The 18,010-nt window shown below is 61.2% G+C and carries 18 protein-coding genes; 13 read left to right on the forward strand and 5 right to left on the reverse strand.

From position 1 onward, the window contains the following. Positions 1-461: 461 nt before the first annotated feature. Positions 462-2,450 carry an autotransporter outer membrane beta-barrel domain-containing protein gene (locus AWX27_RS18580; protein WP_060424328.1) on the reverse strand — a complete coding sequence of 663 codons (1,989 nt, stop codon included), beginning with the start codon at positions 2,448-2,450 and terminating at the stop codon, positions 462-464. A gap of 196 nt (positions 2,451-2,646) precedes the next feature. Between AWX27_RS18580 and AWX27_RS18585 the strand changes: the two genes are divergently transcribed. The 8 genes from AWX27_RS18585 (at position 2,647) to ghrB (ending at position 10,086) form a co-directional block, all read left to right on the forward strand. Beyond that, on the forward strand, positions 2,647-3,213 hold the full coding sequence (locus tag AWX27_RS18585; protein ID WP_038875986.1) for a DNA-3-methyladenine glycosylase I: 567 nt from the start codon (positions 2,647-2,649) through the stop codon (positions 3,211-3,213). Continuing rightward, a complete protein-coding gene (locus AWX27_RS18590; protein WP_049200599.1) occupies positions 3,210-3,656 on the forward strand; it encodes an N-acetyltransferase in 447 nt (148 codons plus the stop codon). Before AWX27_RS18585 ends, AWX27_RS18590 begins: the two co-directional genes overlap by 4 nt. A gap of 254 nt (positions 3,657-3,910) precedes the next feature. Then, positions 3,911-4,573 carry an OmpA family lipoprotein gene (locus tag AWX27_RS18595; protein WP_016929583.1) on the forward strand — a complete coding sequence of 221 codons (663 nt, stop codon included), beginning with the start codon at positions 3,911-3,913 and terminating at the stop codon, positions 4,571-4,573. A gap of 126 nt (positions 4,574-4,699) precedes the next feature. Further along, the gene (locus tag AWX27_RS18600) at positions 4,700-5,734 is read left to right on the forward strand and encodes a LacI family DNA-binding transcriptional regulator (RefSeq protein ID WP_060424330.1); all 1,035 of its coding nucleotides are present in this window, start codon (positions 4,700-4,702) and stop codon (positions 5,732-5,734) included. A gap of 166 nt (positions 5,735-5,900) precedes the next feature. Beyond that, the gene (locus AWX27_RS18605; RefSeq protein WP_060424332.1) at positions 5,901-6,653 is read left to right on the forward strand and encodes a sugar phosphate isomerase/epimerase family protein; all 753 of its coding nucleotides are present in this window, start codon (positions 5,901-5,903) and stop codon (positions 6,651-6,653) included. A gap of 7 nt (positions 6,654-6,660) precedes the next feature. Beyond that, positions 6,661-7,626, forward strand: coding sequence for a sugar kinase (locus AWX27_RS18610; RefSeq protein WP_060424404.1), 966 nt, complete (start codon positions 6,661-6,663; stop codon positions 7,624-7,626). A 140-nt stretch (positions 7,627-7,766) separates the two neighbouring features. Further along, positions 7,767-9,035 carry an MFS transporter gene (locus AWX27_RS18615; protein ID WP_060424334.1) on the forward strand — a complete coding sequence of 423 codons (1,269 nt, stop codon included), beginning with the start codon at positions 7,767-7,769 and terminating at the stop codon, positions 9,033-9,035. Between the two features lie 73 nt (positions 9,036-9,108). Then, positions 9,109-10,086 (forward strand): glyoxylate/hydroxypyruvate reductase GhrB, encoded by a 978-nt coding sequence (gene ghrB / locus AWX27_RS18620; RefSeq protein ID WP_060424337.1) that lies wholly within the window; start codon positions 9,109-9,111, stop codon positions 10,084-10,086. Between the two features lies 1 nt (position 10,087). Here the strand turns inward: ghrB and AWX27_RS25320 are convergent, their stop codons facing one another. Next, positions 10,088-10,240, reverse strand: a complete 153-nt coding sequence (locus tag AWX27_RS25320; RefSeq protein ID WP_169317907.1) for a hypothetical protein — start codon at positions 10,238-10,240, stop codon at positions 10,088-10,090. Between the two features lie 195 nt (positions 10,241-10,435). Between AWX27_RS25320 and AWX27_RS18625 the strand changes: the two genes are divergently transcribed. The 4 genes from AWX27_RS18625 to AWX27_RS18640 all read left to right on the forward strand — a co-directional run bounded on the left by AWX27_RS18625 (position 10,436) and on the right by AWX27_RS18640 (position 14,562). After that, positions 10,436-12,499: an alpha-amylase gene (locus AWX27_RS18625; RefSeq protein WP_060424339.1), complete on the forward strand. Its 2,064-nt coding sequence runs from the start codon at positions 10,436-10,438 to the stop codon at positions 12,497-12,499. Positions 12,500-12,634: 135 nt separating this feature from the next. Further along, positions 12,635-13,885, forward strand: a complete 1,251-nt coding sequence (locus AWX27_RS18630; RefSeq protein ID WP_004933935.1) for a valine--pyruvate transaminase — start codon at positions 12,635-12,637, stop codon at positions 13,883-13,885. A gap of 75 nt (positions 13,886-13,960) precedes the next feature. After that, positions 13,961-14,182 (forward strand): ribbon-helix-helix domain-containing protein, encoded by a 222-nt coding sequence (locus AWX27_RS18635; RefSeq protein ID WP_004933932.1) that lies wholly within the window; start codon positions 13,961-13,963, stop codon positions 14,180-14,182. After that, positions 14,182-14,562, forward strand: coding sequence for a type II toxin-antitoxin system VapC family toxin (locus AWX27_RS18640; RefSeq protein WP_060424343.1), 381 nt, complete (start codon positions 14,182-14,184; stop codon positions 14,560-14,562). Before AWX27_RS18635 ends, AWX27_RS18640 begins: the two co-directional genes overlap by 1 nt. A 10-nt stretch (positions 14,563-14,572) precedes the next feature. On the opposite strand, the gene AWX27_RS18645 is transcribed toward AWX27_RS18640, so the two are convergent. The 3 genes from AWX27_RS18645 to ibpA form a co-directional block, all read right to left on the reverse strand. Continuing rightward, positions 14,573-16,231 carry a putative transporter gene (locus AWX27_RS18645; protein ID WP_047729572.1) on the reverse strand — a complete coding sequence of 553 codons (1,659 nt, stop codon included), beginning with the start codon at positions 16,229-16,231 and terminating at the stop codon, positions 14,573-14,575. A 167-nt stretch (positions 16,232-16,398) separates the two neighbouring features. Next, entirely contained in the window at positions 16,399-16,827 is a 429-nt protein-coding gene (gene ibpB, locus AWX27_RS18650) for a small heat shock chaperone IbpB (protein ID WP_004933922.1), read from the reverse strand. 100 nt (positions 16,828-16,927) lie between these two features. Continuing rightward, positions 16,928-17,341, reverse strand: a complete 414-nt coding sequence (gene ibpA / locus AWX27_RS18655; protein ID WP_004933919.1) for a small heat shock chaperone IbpA — start codon at positions 17,339-17,341, stop codon at positions 16,928-16,930. Positions 17,342-17,650: 309 nt separating this feature from the next. Between ibpA and AWX27_RS18660 the strand changes: the two genes are divergently transcribed. Then, positions 17,651-17,998: a YceK/YidQ family lipoprotein gene (locus AWX27_RS18660; RefSeq protein ID WP_016929593.1), complete on the forward strand. Its 348-nt coding sequence runs from the start codon at positions 17,651-17,653 to the stop codon at positions 17,996-17,998. Positions 17,999-18,010 lie beyond the last annotated feature (12 nt).

Below are 18,010 nucleotides of genomic sequence, written 5' to 3' on the forward strand. Positions count from 1 at the left end.
TCGCCGGCCAAATTCAGGCTGATTTGCGTACGCATATCCTTATATTTGCCACAAGATAAAGTTGCGCCAATGTTATTTTTGTTAATTTTATCAACTAAAAAACTCCCCTCACCGAGAGATAATGTGATCAAGTGCCAGATTATTTCTTATGAACGTGAAAAATAAGGCGATAGCGCACGGCGGACCGAGGCTCTGGGTATGAAGGGAAGGTCAGGGATGAAATACGGCGCAAACGGGCCACAGAAACAAATTGACAGTTAATCTTTGGTTATACAATAATAAATAAAATTTTCCCTGGTGTTGGCCAAGTGGCTACCTGATCCTTTCATAGGATCAGTTTTTTTTTGTATTTCCGCCAACGTCATTGCGGCCCGCATAATTCACGCCAGGCCGCCCCCCGCTTACATCCCTTATCAGCCCTTATGGCTTCTCCTGCGCCGTTGAGCGCGCCGATGGCCAATTCAAAAACGCGCGCTGACGCCGACGTTATACATAAACTGCTCGCCGCTGCTCAGCCCGCCGGTTTGCGACACGGTGGCGAAGGCCGATACCCTGTCCGTCAACGGCATGTTGGCCCCCAGCGTGACATCCACCCAGTTTTTGTCCTGGCCCGCACTGTCGCGGGTGAACGAGGTTTGCGTCGATTTCAGGCCACCGCCGGCGCGGTAGACGTCGTCGCCGAACTGATGCTGATAACTCACTTCCGCATAAGGGTTAAACACGCCGAATTGCGTATCCAGCCGCCATCCCAACGCGCCGATCTGCGAGTGGTAAGTTTGATCGTTGAAGTGCATGGCGGTGCTGTCATCGCCATCTTCACCGTAGCCGGAAACGCGGCTGTAATCCCAGGCGAACTGCGCGACCGGCCCGGTGGTTAGGTAAGAAGTAATCGGGAAGTCATAGCCGGCGGTCACGCGCGCGCCCCACTGCTTGCCGGTGGTCGAACCGGTTTCGGTGCGCGTCAGCGGCCCCAGCCGCATGCTGCGGCGGATGTCGTCATAATCCATCGTCGCATAGTGCAGATCGGCGTTGACCCAGCCATGCTCGAATAGCGCCAGCGAACTGAAGGCCGACAGCAGCAGCCCGCGCGCCTTGTAATCAAAGCGGCTGGAAGGATGCTGATCGTCGTTGGAACCGGCGATCAACGCGCCGATTAACCAACCGTCGGTCAGCTGATAGTCCACGCCGACGGTCAGGTTGTGGGTAGTGGCATTGCCGTCCCCCGCCGCCCGGTTATCGGCATAGTCGTAGTGCTGGCCGGCGTAACCGCCGAACACGCCCAGCGATCCCTGCGGGTTGTCGCCATTGCGCAGCTGCTGGAAGCGACTGTCGAGCGTGGCGCGGCTGTCGCGCGCCATCGCCGCGGTCGCCTGATTCAGCGCCACCACCTGCGCCGGGCCATCCAACACCGCCTGGATATAATCCGCAATCAGCAGGTGTGCCTGCGGGCTGGGGTGGAAATGGTCGGAGAACAGATAGGACTGGCTGGCGTCGAAGCCGGGCATATCAGAACGGCAAACCGCCGAGGAAACGCCCGGCGGGCAAGCCATACCGGCGGTGTTGGCGAAGCCGAACTGCGCCGGATTGGCGATCGCTTCGGCGAACAGCTTGTTGACGTCCACCCGCACGATATTGCCGCCGCCCTGCGCCAGCAGACGGTCTTCACTTTGATTATAGAAATCGGTCAGCTGGGCGGCCTGCGCGCTCAGGCTGTCATACGCCGCGATAAGCTGCGCGGCGATCGCCTGCTGCACCTGAGGAATGGCGCTGCCCTGCTTCGCCGCGGCGGCCAACGCCGCGTGGATCGCCTGCGTGCGTGAAGCGTTGTCCGGCGTCGCCACCGAATTAAGCGTGGCATAGGCCGCCTGGATCGCCGCCCCCTGCACCGGCGACAGCGCCTGTTGAATGATCAATTCCATCAGCTGCGGCGTGGAGCCGATGTTCGGCACCGTTGGCACGATCACCGTGCCGGCGCCGGCGTTCAGCAGCGAATGCACCTGCGCAGCGGCGGCCGCAGCGCTGTTATAGGCCACGCCGGGCGCGGTAGCGGCATTCAGCGCCGCCGCCGCCAGATCGTTGCCGCCGATCCAATGAATATACAGCCCGTCGCCGTCGGCCTGGCCATTGACCCGGTTCAGGTAGCGCTGCACCTGATCCTGGGTGTTGTCGACCGGGTTCAGGCCCGGCACCGCCACGGCGCCGCCGGCGGCGTAGTTTTCACCGCCGTTGTCCGAAGCCACCAGCGCCGCCCCGATGCGTTGCGCCAACGCTTCGTCGTACAACAAGTGCTGGTTGCCGTCATAGGTGAACCGGCCGTTGTTGCCGGTATCGCTCAGGCTGTCGCCAAAGACGTACAGTTGATCGTACGCCTGAGCCGGTAGGGTCACACTGCAAAGTAGCGCCACTGCAAGCGCCGCCGGGCGGGGCATGCACGTTATTTTTAGAGGCATGAATCGACTCCTGAGAGCCTGCAAATGAAGGCAATGTCGTTTTTATCGTTGACCGGTTTTCCACCGGCCATGTAGTAACTATTGTCGGCTTTTTCGTCACGTCAAGCGGGCTGATGACAAAACAATCAGAGGCTTGCCAAGTTCGGCGCTACGAGCGATGATTACTGTTCATAAACACAGCATAGGGACAGTCAGGATGGCAGACGAACGTTGCGGTTGGGTGACGGCCGATCCGTTGTATCTCGAGTATCACGACAAGGAATGGGGCGCGCCCACCACCGACGCGCGCGAACTGTTTGAAATGCTGTGTCTGGAGGGGCAACAGGCCGGCCTTTCCTGGATCACCGTTCTGAAAAAGCGCGAGAATTACCGTCGCGCTTTCCACGGTTTCGATCCGCAGCGTGTCGCCGCCATGACCACAGAGGACGTGGAAAACCTGCTGCAGGACAGCGGCATCATCCGCCACCGCGGCAAGATAGAAGCCATCATCACCAACGCCAAAGCCTATCTGGCGATGGAAGCGGCCGGCGAAGATTTCGTCGCTTTCATTTGGGACTTCGTCGGCGGCCGGCCGCAGCTCAATCGCTGGCAGGCGCTGAACCAGGTGCCGGCCAAAACCGAACAGTCCGACGCCATGTCCAAAGCGCTGAAAAAGCGCGGCTTCAAGTTTATCGGCTCCACCATTTGTTACGCCTTCATGCAGGCCAGCGGGCTGGTGAACGATCATCTGACGGGGTGCATCTGCTACCCAAAGCCACGGTGATCCGCCCCTGTGGACCGGAGGATATCGAACGGCTGATGGCGCTGTGGCTGCCCAGCACCATCGCCGCCCATCCGTTCGTGGCGGAAAAGTACTGGCGTGAGAGCGCCGCGCTGGTGCGGGAAAACTACCTGCCGCGCGCGCAAAGCTGGGCCTGCTGGCATCACGACGAGATCGTCGGCTTTATCAGCGTGCTGGACGAGCAGTTCATCGGCGCACTGTTTGTCGATCGGGCGTTTCACGGCCGCGGCGTCGCCCAGGCGCTGATGACGCACGTGCAGCAGCGCTACCGCCGGCTCAGCCTGGAGGTGTACCAGCAGAACCTGCGTGCCTGCGCGTTCTACCACAAGCACGGCTTTCAGGTGACGCAGCGCCTGTTCAATGAAGAAACCCAGGCCTATACGCTGATCATGAACTGGTCGGCAGTCGAAAATTCAACCCATTAGGCTTAAAAAAGGCGCATCCGCACCCCGGATGCGCGCAATTAGGAATCCGCTGCATGGCGCCGCCCGGCGTTTTGTCGCATAACTCCCCCCAGCACTTCCCCGCGCTCATCATTTGTCACGTTTTTCTCCGGAACTGCCGGCGAGTCAACGCGTCATAGTAGCGCGGTGACGCGGGCCCCACCTGCGTCGCCTATTTTTTGCGCCCCCGTTTTGGGCAGGCGCGTACAGATTTTGATGCCATTAAGGACAAGAACATGAAAAAACGCATTGCAATTATTGCCGGCGCAGTGAGCGTAGCGCTCACGCTGTCGGCCTGTACCACTAACCCATACACCGGCGAATCCGAAGTCGGCAAATCCGGCATCGGCGCAGGCCTCGGGGCCGCACTGGGCGCTGGTGTCGGCGTGCTGTCCTCTTCCAAGAAAGATCGCGGCAAGGGCGCGCTGATCGGCGCGGCGGCCGGTGCGGCACTGGGCGGCGGCGCAGGTTATTACATGGACGTGCAGGAAGCCAAACTGCGCGACAAGATGAAAGGCACCGGCGTCAGCGTCACCCGCCAGGGCGACAACATCGTGCTGAACATGCCGAACAACGTGACCTTCGACAGCAGCAGCGCCACGCTGAAACCGGCGGGCGCCAACACCCTGACCGGCGTCGCCATGGTGCTGAAAGAGTACCCGAAAACCGCGGTCAACGTTGTCGGCTACACCGACAGCACCGGCTCCCGCTCGCTCAACATGAACCTGTCGCAGCAGCGCGCCGACGGCGTAGCCAGCGCGCTGATCACCCAGGGCGTGGCGGCAAACCGTATCCGCACCACCGGTGCCGGCCCGGACAACCCGATCGCCTCCAACAGCACCGCGGAAGGCAAGGCGCAAAACCGCCGCGTCGAGATCACCCTCAGCCCGCTGCAGTAATCCCGTGCGGGGCGCGCAACCGGCGCCCCGCCGCCTCCCTGCGATTTTCTCCTTACCCTTCAATACTCCCGCCCGCACATCGGGTATGGTAGTCTCCTTGGCAATTAACCGCAGGAGGGATCGGCTGTGAGCACTGTCAAGGCAACGCGCGCCTCAGGGCGCGCCACCATCAGCGATGTGGCCAACATCGCCAAAACCGGCAAGACCAGCGTGTCGCGCTATCTGAATGGTGAACAACACCTGCTTTCCGACGATCTCAAACAGCGCATCGAACAGGCGATCCGGCAGCTCGACTACCGGCCAAGCCAGATGGCGCGCAGCCTGAAAGGCGGCCAGACCCGCCTGATCGGCCTGATCCTCGCCGATATCACCAACCCCTATTCGGTGGACGTGATGCGCGGCATCGAGGCCGCCTGCCGCCAGCACGGCTTTACCCTGCTGGTGTGTAACACCAACAACGAAGTCAATCAGGAACAGCACTACCTGCAGCTGCTCAGCAGTTACCGGGTGGAAGGCATCGTGGTCAACGCGGTCGGCATGCGCGAGGAAGCGTTATCCACGCTGCAACAGTCGATGCTGCCGATGGTACTGATCGACCGCAAAATCCCCGACTTCGCCTGCGACGTGGTGGGCCTGAACAACCGCGAAGCCGCCACCGTCGCCACCGAACATCTGCTGCAACAAGGTTTCGAAGCGATCCTGTTCCTCAGCGAGCCGCTCGGTACGGTCAATACCCGTCTCGAACGCCTGCACGCTTTCAGACACACCATGGCGCAGCACCCCACGCTGTTGGCGGAGCAGGCCGAAACGCCGCTCAACGATCGGCAGAAGCTGGAGCAGGTACTGAGCGATTTCAGTGGCCGCCATCGCGGCATGCGCAAGGCGGTGATCTCCGCTAACGGCGCCCTGACGCTGCAGGTGGCGCGCGCCATGCGCCGGCTCGGCATTCAGTGGGGCAACGACATCGGCCTGCTGGGCTTCGACGAGCTGGAGTGGGCGGAGCTGGCGGGCGTCGGCATCACCACGCTGAAACAGCCCACCTACCAAATGGGGCACGCGGCGCTGGAGCGGCTGGTGCAGCGCATTCAGGGCCTGGCCGCCCCCAGCGGCGAGCAGATGTTCTCCGGCGAGCTGATCGTCCGCGGCTCCACCACCCGCTAACCCGCCTTCTCCGGGGCCGTTGCCCGCCCCGCCCTCATCGGCTGTTTTTTGCTCAGCTTCGTGATTGCGATCATATTTTTACACTCTGTCGCTTTCCGCTGGAACCGGTTCCATTTAACGTACCGGTAACAGCAGCGGCGGCGACAATGCCGCCTCAGGAGTCAAAATGAAAACAGAAATCATCGTGGTCACCGGTGCCTACGGCACCGATACCGTCAAACAACACGGCGGCCAGCGCGCGCTGTTGCCCATCATCGCCGGCGCAGGCGCCGACGGGGTCGAGATCCGCCGCGAACTGTTCGCCGCCGGCGAACTGGACAGCCTGCCGGCCCTGGCGCAAGAGATCGATCGCCAGCAGCTGTTCGCCGTCTACTCCGCCCCTGAGGCGCTGTTCACCCCGCAACATACGCTGAACCCTAACCTGCCGGCGCTGCTGGCGGAAGCGCAGGCGCTGAACGCGCGCCGGCTGAAGCTTTCCCTCGGCCATTTCCGCCCCGGCTTCGATTTTACCGAGCTGAAAGTGGCGCTGGAGCAGCACCCGGTCAAACTGGTGGTCGAAAACGATCAGACGCCGGACTGCGGCATTTTGTCGATGCTGAACGCCTTTTTCCACGCCGCGGAAGATAGCCACCTGCCGGTCAGCATGACCTTCGATATGGCCAACTGGCTGTGGGTGGGGCAAGACGCCTTTGCCGCCGCCGAACGCCTGGCCCGCCACGTCGGTTACGTGCACGTCAAAGCCGCCACCCAAGGCCCGCGCGGCTGGCGCGCCGTCGCGCTGGACGATACCGACGGCAGCTGGCGCGATCTGCTGGCCCGCCTGCCGCACGATGCGCCGCGCGGCATCGAATTCCCGTTGCAGGGCGATGACCTGGAAGCCGTCACCCGCCATTACGTCAATATTTTGCGTGCGGAGTAGCCCCATGATGACAACGTTAACGGCAACGACGGCGCAGCAGGCGCCCCTGGATGTGGTCACGCTGGGCGAAGCCATGGCGATGTTCGTGGCGGCGCAAACCGGCGATTTGGCTGAGGTGGAAACCTTCACCAAACGCATCGCCGGCGCTGAACTTAACGTGGCGATCGGCCTGGCGCGTCTGGGCATGAACGTCGGCTGGGTCAGCCGCGTCGGCAACGATTCGTTCGGCCGCTTCACCCTGCAGCAGCTGAAAAAAGAAGGCATCAACTACCGGCAGGTGACGGTCGACGGCCACTATCCGACCGGCTTTCAGGTGAAATCCAAAACCACCGATGGTACCGATCCCAGCGTGGAATACTTCCGCAAAGGCTCGGCGGCCAGCCACCTGTCGGTCGCCGATTTCGACCCTGAGTATTTCGGTTCCGCACGCCACCTGCACCTGAGCGGCGTTGCAGCGGCGCTGTCCAGCGAGTCGCTGGCGCTGTGCCACCATGCGGCGCGCGAGATGCGCGCCATGGGCAAAACCATTTCGTTCGACCCCAATCTGCGCCCGGTGCTGTGGCCCAGCCGCGAGGTGATGATCGAGCAGTTGAACCAGCTGGCGTTCGCCGCCGACTGGGTGCTGCCGGGGCTGAAAGAGGGGCAGATCCTCACCGGCCAATCGACGCCGGAAGGCATCGCCGATTTCTATCTGGAACGCGGCGTGCAGGCGGTGATCATCAAAACCGGCCCGGACGGCGCCTGGTTTAAAACCGCCGCCGGCGACAAGGCGGCAGTGGCCGCAGTGAAGGTCGACAACGTGGTGGATACCGTCGGTGCCGGTGACGGCTTTGCCGTCGGCACCCTCAGCGCCCTGCTGGAAGGCAAAACGCTGATACAGGCGGTGCAGCGCGGCAACAAAATCGGTTCGCTGGCGATCCAGGCCATCGGCGACAGCGAAGGCCTGCCAACCCGCGCGGCGCTGGCCGAATAACAATAAAAAAAACGACTTCTCCGCATGACGTCAGCCTCTGGCCCTACAACCGGGACGCGTCGGGAGAGCATCTGCCCCTTTGTCTTGCATGCCCAGCGTGCCGGGCAAAGGGGATGCAACACCACTGAAGGATACTGAACATGAACAAAGCGACTGTCGCGGCCAAACGCTGGTGGTACATCATGCCCATCGTGTTTATCACCTACAGCCTGGCCTATCTCGATCGCGCCAACTTCAGCTTCGCCTCTGCCGCCGGCATCAATGAAGATCTCGGCATCACCAAAGGCATGGCCTCGCTGCTGGGCGCGCTGTTTTTCCTCGGTTATTTCTTCTTCCAAATTCCCGGCGCCATCTACGCCGAACGCCGCAGCGTCAAAAAATTGATCTTCTGGTGCCTGATCCTGTGGGGCGGCTGCGCCTCGCTGACCGGCGTGGTCAGCAATATCCCGATGTTGGCCGCCATCCGCTTTATCCTCGGCGTGGTGGAAGCGGCAGTGATGCCGGCGATGCTGATCTACATCAGCAACTGGTTCACTAAATCGGAACGGTCACGCGCCAATACTTTCCTGATCCTCGGCAATCCGGTGACGGTGCTGTGGATGTCGGTGGTGTCCGGTTATCTCATTCACGCTTTCGGCTGGCGCGAAATGTTCATCATCGAGGGCATTCCGGCGGTTATCTGGGCGTTCTGCTGGTGGGTGCTGGCGAAAGACAAACCGGCGCAGGCCGGCTGGCTGAGCGCCGAGGAGAAACTGGCGCTGCAACAGCAGCTGGACGAAGAGCAGAAAGGCATCAAGGCCGTGCGCAACTACGGCGAAGCCTTCCGTTCGCGCAACGTGATCCTGCTGTGCGTGCAGTACTTCGCCTGGAGCATCGGCGTGTACGGCTTCGTGCTGTGGCTGCCTTCCATCCTGCGCAGCGGCATGCAGATGGGCATGGTGGAAGCCGGCTGGCTGTCGGCGGTGCCTTACCTGGCGGCGACCATCGCCATGATCGTGGTCTCCTGGGCGTCGGACAAAATGCAAAACCGCAAGCTGTTCGTCTGGCCGCTGCTGCTGATCGGCGCGCTGGCGTTCTTCGGCTCTTACGCCGTCGGCACCAACCACTTCTGGATCTCCTACGGCCTGCTGGTGGTCGCCGGCGCCGCGATGTACGCCCCCTACGGGCCATTCTTCGCCATCATTCCGGAAATGCTGCCGAAAAACGTCGCCGGGGGCGCCATGGCGCTGATCAACAGCATGGGCGCGCTGGGGTCGTTCTTCGGTTCATGGTTCGTCGGCTATCTGAATGGCGCCACCGGCAGCCCGGCGGCCTCTTACATGTTTATGGCCATCGCACTGGTGGTGGCGGTGGTGCTGACGCTGATCGTCAAACCCGCCCGCAACGAGATCCAGCCGCAATTGGCTTGATCCGGTTATACTTTTTATCTGTTAACCCAACCGGGGGGGCGCCATGCCCCCTTTGGCCCAGCTGGAGTTCGTGATGAAGCCTTCTATCGTATTGTACAAAAGCCTGCCTGCCGATCTGCGTGAACGTCTGGAACAGCACTTCACCGTGCACGCCTTCAACGGCCTGCAGCCGGAGAACCGCGACGAACTGCGCCAGGCGCTGCAGCAGGCCGAAGGGATCATCGGTTCCGGCGGTAAAATTGACGAAGCCTTCCTGCAGCAGGCGCCCAAACTGCGCGCGGCCTCGACCGTTTCCGTCGGCTACGACAACTTCGACGTCGAGGCGCTCAACGCCCATAACGTGCTGCTGATGCACACCCCGACGGTGCTGACCGAAACCGTCGCCGACACCATCATGAGCCTGGTGCTGGCGACCGCGCGCCGGGTGGTGGAAGTGGCCGAGCGGGTGAAGGCCGGCGAATGGCGCGGCAGCATCGGGCCGGACTGGTTCGGCGTCGACGTGCACCATAAAACCATCGGCATCCTCGGCATGGGGCGCATCGGCCTGGCGCTGGCGCAGCGCGCGCATTTCGGTTTCGGCATGCCGGTGCTGTACAACGCCCGCCGCACGCATGAAGAGGCGGAACAGCGCTTCAACGCGCGCCGCTGCGATCTGGACACCCTGCTGGCCGAGTCGGATTTCGTTTGCATCACGCTGCCGCTGACCGAACAAACCTTCCACATGATCGGCCGCGAACAGCTGGCGAAAATGAAGAAAAGCGGCATTCTGATCAACGCCGGCCGCGGGCCGGTGGTGGATGAGCAGGCGCTGATCGAAGCGCTGCAAAACGGCGTGATCCACGCCGCCGGGTTGGACGTGTTCGAGAAAGAGCCGCTGCCGGCCAACTCGCCGCTGCTCAGCATGCCGAACGTGGTGGCGTTGCCGCACATCGGCTCCGCCACCCATGAAACGCGCTACGGCATGGCCGCCTGCGCGGTGGATAATTTGATCGCCGCGTTGACCGGCACGGTGAAAGAAAACTGCGTCAACCCGCAGCTGTTGCGGAAATAACTCAGCGCGGCCGGTGCTCTGCGGATAACCGGCCGTGTTGATCTTCCTGCTGCGGTGCGAACAGCGCCTGCAGCTGATGTTCTTCGGCGAAGTGCTGCAATTCGGCATCCTGAATTGCCTGAACGATCTCTTCTCGCCAGTTTTTGTCCGTCATCGCTAACCTCCTTTGATGTTCATCGTTTAATCTGCCGCAGCGCGCGCGCAAAGCCAAGCCGAATCAATCCGAAAACGCTCCGCCCTTCCTCTCCTCCCCGAAAAACCCCCGCAGGGAGGAGGCCATTTTTCCACCGTTTGCCACACTGGGCGCTACCCTGCGAAAAAACGCTTCCTGCCGCGCGTAAGGAGAGCCATGAAGCTTTTACCCCTGCCCTTGTTGATGCTGCTGTCGCCTTCGGCGCTAGCCGGCTGGACGCTGCCGGGCTTCCCGGCCTTCGACGAAACGGCCGCCGGGCTGTTCGCCAGCCAGGCCGCGCTGCCCAAAGGCCAGCTGCCGCTGCGGCTGTATCAGGATAACCACTGCTGGCAGCCGGCCGAGGCAGTGAAGCTTAACCAGACGCTGTCGCTGCAGCCCTGCGGCACTCACCCGCCGGTCAACTGGCGGCAGTTCCGCGCCGGCGATTATCAGGTGCGCATCGACACCCGCAGCGGCACGCCGACGCTGCAGCTCAGCCTGAGCAGCGCGCCGGAAAGCACCACCGTTGCCGTCCGCAGCTGCCCGCGCTGGGACGGCAAGCCGGTCACGGTCGACGTCGCCTCCACCTTCGCCGAAGGCGAAACGCTGCGCGATTTCTATTCCGGCCAAACGGCGCAGGTGAGCCAGGGGAAAATAACGCTGCAACCCGCCGCCGCCAGCGGCGGCCTGTTGCTGCTGGAATCCGCCGCCACGGCGAAACCGGCGGCGTTCAGCTGGCATAACGCCACGGTCTACTTCGTGCTGACCGATCGCTTTGAGAACGGTAACCCGGCCAATGACCACAGCTACGGGCGCCGCAGCGACGGCCTGCAGGAAATAGGCACCTTTCACGGCGGCGATCTGGCCGGCCTGACGCAGAAACTGGATTATCTGCAGCAGCTGGGCGTCAACGCCTTGTGGATCAGCTCGCCGCTGGAGCAGATCCACGGCTGGGTTGGCGGCGGCACCAAAGGCGATTTCCCGCATTACGCCTATCACGGCTATTACGCGCTGGACTGGACTCGCCTCGACGCCAACATGGGCACCGAACAGGAGCTGCGCACGCTGGTCGAGCAGGCGCATCGGCGCGGCATTCGCATTCTGTTCGACGTGGTGGTGAACCATGTCGGTTACGCCACGCTGGCGGATATGCAGACGTTCCACTTCGGCTCGCTGTATCTGCAGGGTACAGAAGTGGAGAAAACCCTGGGGAAAAACTGGAGCGACTGGCGCCCCGGACCGGGGCAAAACTGGCACAGCTTCAACGACTACATCAACTTCAGCGACAAAGCGGGCTGGCGCCAATGGTGGGGGAAAAACTGGATCCGCACCGACATCGGCGACTATGACTCACCGGGCTATGATGACCTGACAATGTCGCTGGCCTTCCTGCCGGACATCAAAACCGAAGCGCCCGGCGCCAGCGGCCTGCCGCTGTTCTATCGCCACAAACCCGACACCGCCGCGCGCGACATGCCCGGCGCCACCACCCGCGATTACCTGACCGTCTGGCTCAGCCAGTGGGTGCGCGATTACGGCATCGACGGTTTTCGCGTCGATACCGCCAAGCACGTGGAAAAACCGACGCTGGCGCTGTTGAAGCAGCGCGCCACGGCGGCATTGGCGGCGTGGAAAGCGGAGCATCCGCAGCAGGCGCTGGATGACGCGCCGTTTTGGATGACCGGCGAGGCCTGGGGCCACGGGGTGATGAAAAGCGACTATTACCAAAACGGCTTCGACGCGATGATCAACTTCGACTTCCAGGACCAGGCGGCGCAGGCATTGGGCTGCTTTGCCGACATCGATGCCACCTACCGGCAGATGGCCGAGCGGCTGCAGGATTTCAACGTGCTGAGCTACCTCTCTTCGCACGACACCCGGCTGTTCTTGGCCAGCGACGCCAAAGGCTCGCTGCCGCTGCAACAGCGGGCGGCGAACCTGCTGTTGCTGGCGCCGGGCGCGGTGCAGATTTACTACGGCGATGAAAGCGGCCGCCCGCTCGGCCCAACCGGTTCCGATCCGCTGCAGGGCACCCGCTCCGACATGAACTGGCGCGAGCTGCAGGGGGAAAAAGCCCCGCTGCTGGCCCACTGGCAACGGTTGGGGCAGTTCCGCGCTCGCCACCCGGCGATCGGCGGCGGCGTGCAAACCCCGCAGCCGCACGCCGCCTACTACGCCTTCAGCCGCCGGCTCGGCGACGATAAGGTGATGGTGGTGTGGGCCGGCGAACGGTCACAATAATCCAGCGTAATATGCTGCTAATCGGCCAATGATCGAAGTTTGTGCCCATTGGTCGATTTGTCGGCCGCGTTGCAGCGGGATTTGTCTGGCGGTATGGTGGGGGATTACCTGCTAAGAAACAGTACTGCTGCACCTATGACTTTCTCACTTTTCGGCGAAAAATTTACCCGTTATGCGGGCATTACCCGTTTGATGGACGACCTGAACGAAGGCCTGCGCACCCCCGGTGCCATCATGCTCGGCGGCGGCAACCCGGCGCAGATCCCAGAGATGGAAGCCTACTTCAAACAGCTGTGCCAGGAGATGCTCGACCAGGGCAAACTGACCGAAGCGCTGTGCAACTACGACGGCCCGCAAGGCAAGGACGCGCTGCTGAAAGCGCTGGCCAATCTGCTGCGCGACGAGCTCGGCTGGGAGATTTCGCCACAGAATATTGCACTGACGAACGGCAGCCAAAGCGCGTTTTTCTACTTGTTCAACCTGTTCGCCGGCCGCTACGCCGACGGTTCGCGCCGCCGCGTGCTGTTCCCATTGGCGCCGGAATATATCGGCTATGCCGACGCCGGGCTGGACGAAGGGCTGTTCGTCTCCGCCAAGCCGAACATCGAGCTGCTGCCGGACGGCCAGTTCAAGTATCACGTTGATTTCGAACACCTCACCATCGGCGACGACATCGGCATGATCTGCGTTTCACGGCCGACCAACCCGACCGGCAACGTGATCACCGACGAAGAGCTGATGAAGCTCGACCTGCTGGCACAGCAGCGCGATATTCCGCTGGTGATCGACAACGCCTATGGCGTGCCGTTCCCCGGCATCATCTTCAGCGACGCCACGCCGCTGTGGAACCCGAACACCATCCTGTGCATGAGTCTGTCCAAGCTCGGCCTGCCGGGCTCGCGCTGCGGCATCGTGATCGCCGACGAGAAGGTGATCACCGCGCTGACCAACATGAACGGCATCATCAGCCTGTCGCCGGGCAGCATGGGGCCGGCGATGGCGACGGAAATGATCGCGCGCGGCGATCTGCTGCGCCTGTCGAACGAGGTGATTCGCCCGTTCTACAAACAGCGCGTCGAGCACACCATCGAGATTATCCGCCGCTACCTGTCGCCGGAGCGCTGCCTGATCCACAAACCGGAAGGGGCTATCTTCCTCTGGCTGTGGTTCAAGGATCTGCCGATCACCACCGAAGTGCTGTATCAGCGCCTGAAAAAGCGCGGCGTGCTGATGGTGCCGGGCCACTACTTCTTCCCGGGGCTGGAGCACGACTGGCCGCACACCCACCAGTGCATGCGCATGAACTACGTGCCCGACCCGGAGAAAATCGAGCGCGGCGTGGCGATCCTGGCGGAAGAGATCGAACGCGCGCATCAGGAAGGCTAACGCCAGCTGATTGAAAATCGACCGATAAAGATATACGATGCATATATCGTATATCTTTTTTCTGGAGGGCTAGCGATGACTCGCATCGTGATCGATTTACCTGAAGAAGACCTGCGGCAGCTCGACAATCTGAAAAATATCCGCCACGTTCCCCGGGCCGAAATCATCCGTCAGGCCGTCTCCCGTTATCTGACGGAGAACCACGTTGAAGATCCCAGCAATGCTTTCGGGCTCTGGTCCGGGGCGATGGGCGATGGCGTAGACTACGAAAATCGTCAGCGCGAGGAGTGGGAATAATGGTGGTTCAACGGGCGCTATTCGACACCAATATCCTGATCGATTATCTCAACGGCATTCCTCAAGCCAAAGACGTTCTGACCGAATACCACATCAACCCGGCTATTAGCGCCATCACCTGGATGGAAGTGATGGTGGGTGCCAAAAAACAGGGGCCGGCGCTGGAGCTGAAAACGCGCCAGTTTTTAGGGCAATTCCTGCTGCTGCCTATTACCGATGAAGTTGCCGAACGCGCCGTAGAATTGCGCCACTCACAGCATGTGAAGCTGCCGGACGCCATTATCTGGGCCACCGCGCAGGTGGGGTTCCGGACGCTCATCTCCCGCAACCCCAAAGATTTCGGCACTGACAACGGCGTGTTAATGCCTTACCGGCTGTAGTCGGGCAGCGTTACAGCGTCCAGAACAGCACCGCCAGCAGCTGCGGCGACATGATGCGCAGGAACATCGCCAGCGGATACACGGTGGCGTAAGACAGCGCGGCGGCGCCGCTGGTCGGATGCAGACCGTTGGCGAACGCCAGCGCCGGCGGATCGGTCATCGATCCCGCCAGCATGCCGGACAGCGTCAGGTAGTTCATCTTGCCCACCGTGCGCGCCAGAATACCGACGCTCAGCAGCGGAATGGCGGTGATCAGCGCGCCGTACCCGACCCACGTCAGCCCTTCGCCGTGCAACAACGTATCGATGAAGTTGCCGCCCGACTTCAATCCGACCACCGCCAGAAACAGCACGATGCCCAGTTCGCGCAGCGCCAGGTTGGCGCTCGGCGGCATAAACCAATACAGCTTGCCGATGCTGCCGATGCGCCCCAGGATCAGCGCGGCCACCAGCGGCCCGCCGGCCAACCCCAGCCGCAATGCCGCCGGGAAGCCGGGCACGAACAGCGGAATGGAGCCGAGCAGCACCCCGAGCCCGATGCCGATAAAGACCGGCAGCATCTGCACCTGCTGCAGTTTTTGTTGGGCGTTGCCGACGATTGCCGTCACCGCGTCGATGGCCTCCGGTCGACCGACCAGGTTGAGAATGTCGCCGAACTGCAGCGTCACGTTGCTGCCGGCCACCAGCTCCACGCCGGCGCGGTTGAGGCGTGAAATCACCACGTCATACTTCTGCTTCAGGTTCAGATCGCGGATTTTCTTGCCCAGCACCTGCTCGTTGGTCACCACCGCCCTCACCACCTGCAGCGCGGTGCCGCGCGTCGACAGCGAGGCGTCCACCTCTTCGCCGATCACCAGCCGGGCATTTTCCAGATCTTCGCGTTTGCCCACCAGATGCAGGTAGTCGCCAAGCTCCAGCCGCTCGTGCGGCGCCGGCACCATCAGCAGCTCCCCGCGTTTGAGGCGCGAACAGACGATCGCTTCACCGTTGAGCAGCGGCACCTGCTTGATCGCCATGCCCTGCAGATTGGGATTGCGCACCGCCACGTTCATGGCGTGCAGCAGCTCACGCTGATTGCCCAGGCTGCTTTCAAACGCCTGCGCCTCGCGCTCGATGTTGATGCGGAAAAACAGCCGGATCAGCCACATTACCAGCAGAATGCCGCATATGCCGAACGGATAGGCCATGGCGTAGCCCATGCCCATCCCGTCCACCAACGCCGGATCGGAACCGAGATCGGTCAGGATTTGTTGACCGGCACCCAGCGCCGGAGTGTTGGTGACCGCGCCGGAGAACACGCCGAGGATGATCGGCAGCGGCACGTCGAACAGCTTGTGCACCGCCGCCGCCACGACGCCGCCGGTCAGCACCAGCAGCACCGCGAAGGCGTTGAGGCGCAGACCAGAGACGCGCAGCGAAGAGAAGAAACCGGGGCCGACCTGAATACCGATGGTGTAGACGAACAGGATCAGGCCGAACTCCTGGATAAAGTGCAGCATGTCCCCGTTCAGGCTGATTTGCCCGCTCTGGGCGAAGTGACCGACCAGGATGCCGCCGAACAGCACGCCGCCGATGCCCAGCCCGACGCCGTACAGCTTCCAGTTCCCCATCCACAGCCCAATGACGGCCGCCAGCGCCAACATGCTGACGGTCAGGGCGATATCGCTCATAGGTCACATCCTTGCCAAAGTTGAATCGGGAATTCACGGTTAAAAGCACACAATTAACAAGGATTATGACATCGAACAGACGGGGGGACTGTGGCGTGCGCCACATAACGCAGCGGGGGAGATCCGTCTGGATCTCCCCCGCATGATGATGACCGTTTTTCAGTCGGTTATTTGGCTTCCAGCTCCGGCGTCGCACCGATGGCGATGCGCTGCGGCTGCAAGGCTTCCGGCACCTGACGCACCAGATCGATGTGCAGCAGGCCATTTTCAAATTTGGCCTCGGACACCTGCAGATGCTCCGCCAGGGTGAAGGTCAGCTGGAACTCTTTGCACACCAGCCCTTGATGCAGGTATTCGACCTGTTTTTCCGGCGGCGTAGGTTTACCGCTGACGGTCAACCGCGGCCCTTCCACTTCGATATTCAGTTCGCTCTGCCGGAAACCGGCCAGCGCCAGAGAAATGCGGTAGTGATTGTCATCGCTTTTCTCAATGTTGTACGGTGGGAACCCTTGGGGTTCCTGGCCACCCATTGAACTGGCCAATTTATCAAAACCAATCCACTGACGCAGAAGCGGGGATAAATCGTAATTACGCATAGGAACAACTCCTTTCATTAAGCGAGATGTGTTTATTCAGCCCCCTGACGGCAGGCTAGGTATTATTTGCCGGCAGCGTACCTGCCGGCGAAACGGAAATTTATTTAATTTCGATGCGGCGCGGTTTTAATGTTTCCGGCACGATGCGTTGCATGTCGATATACAACAGGCCATTCTCCAGTTTGGCGCCTTTAATTTGAATATGTTCGGCCAGCTGGAATTTACGCTCGAAATTACGCTCGGCGATGCCCTGGTATAAATAGGTTTTTTCTGCCGGTTCGTTATTGTGCGCCCCGCGCACGATCAGCAGATTATCTTGCGTGGTGATCTCCAGCTCCTGCTCGGCAAACCCGGCTACCGCGATGGCGATGCGATAATGATTTTCGTCCACCAGCTCGACATTATAAGGCGGATAACCGCCGTTGCCCTGACTCTGACCGGCTTCCAGCGCGTTGAACAGGCGATCGAAACCAATGGCGGAACGGTATAGCGGGGAAAGATCAAAATTACGCATAAAACAGCCTCCTAAGGCACTTCAGCGAGGTTGAAATAAATACGCCTTCCACTCTGGACAGGCTAATTAAGCCAGAATTCCCTTACGGCGAATTCTCAATTCGGCTCTGATGATAAAATGGGGGTTGATTTCATGAATTCAACAGGCGAGGATCAAAAAAACTTCGCACCGATTAGGCGAAAGTTTTTTTACCACTTACACTAAAGTGAGAGAGCCGCCACAGAGCGGGATTTTGCTTCTTTAAAAGCAGCAACAGGATGTTATAAATCAGCTTAATTTAAGGGAACAGCAACCCTGCAGGATGGATTAATGACGACGATGAAAGCGATAGCGACGGGCTGCATGTTGTTGGCGACCAGCGGTTGCTCCAGCGTGATGAGCCATACTGGCCCGAATCAGGGTTACTACCCCGGCACCCGCGCCAGCGTGGACATGCTGAAGGACGACAACACCAGCTGGGCGATGATGCCGCTGGTGGCGCTGGATCTGCCGTTTTCCGCAGTGATGGACACCGTACTGCTGCCTTACGACTATCTGCGTTCCGGCAACGACGCCACCGCAGACTCGCCAAAAGCGCGCATCCTGCGCAGCGAGCAGCAGAATCTGGCAGCAACCGGCAATCCCGGCGAAGGCAACGACAGCACCGCCACCCACTAATCGCGCACGCAG

It is taken from the genome of Serratia sp. 2880STDY5682894, from assembly GCF_001537385.1.
Lineage (GTDB): Bacteria > Pseudomonadota > Gammaproteobacteria > Enterobacterales > Enterobacteriaceae > Serratia > Serratia nevei.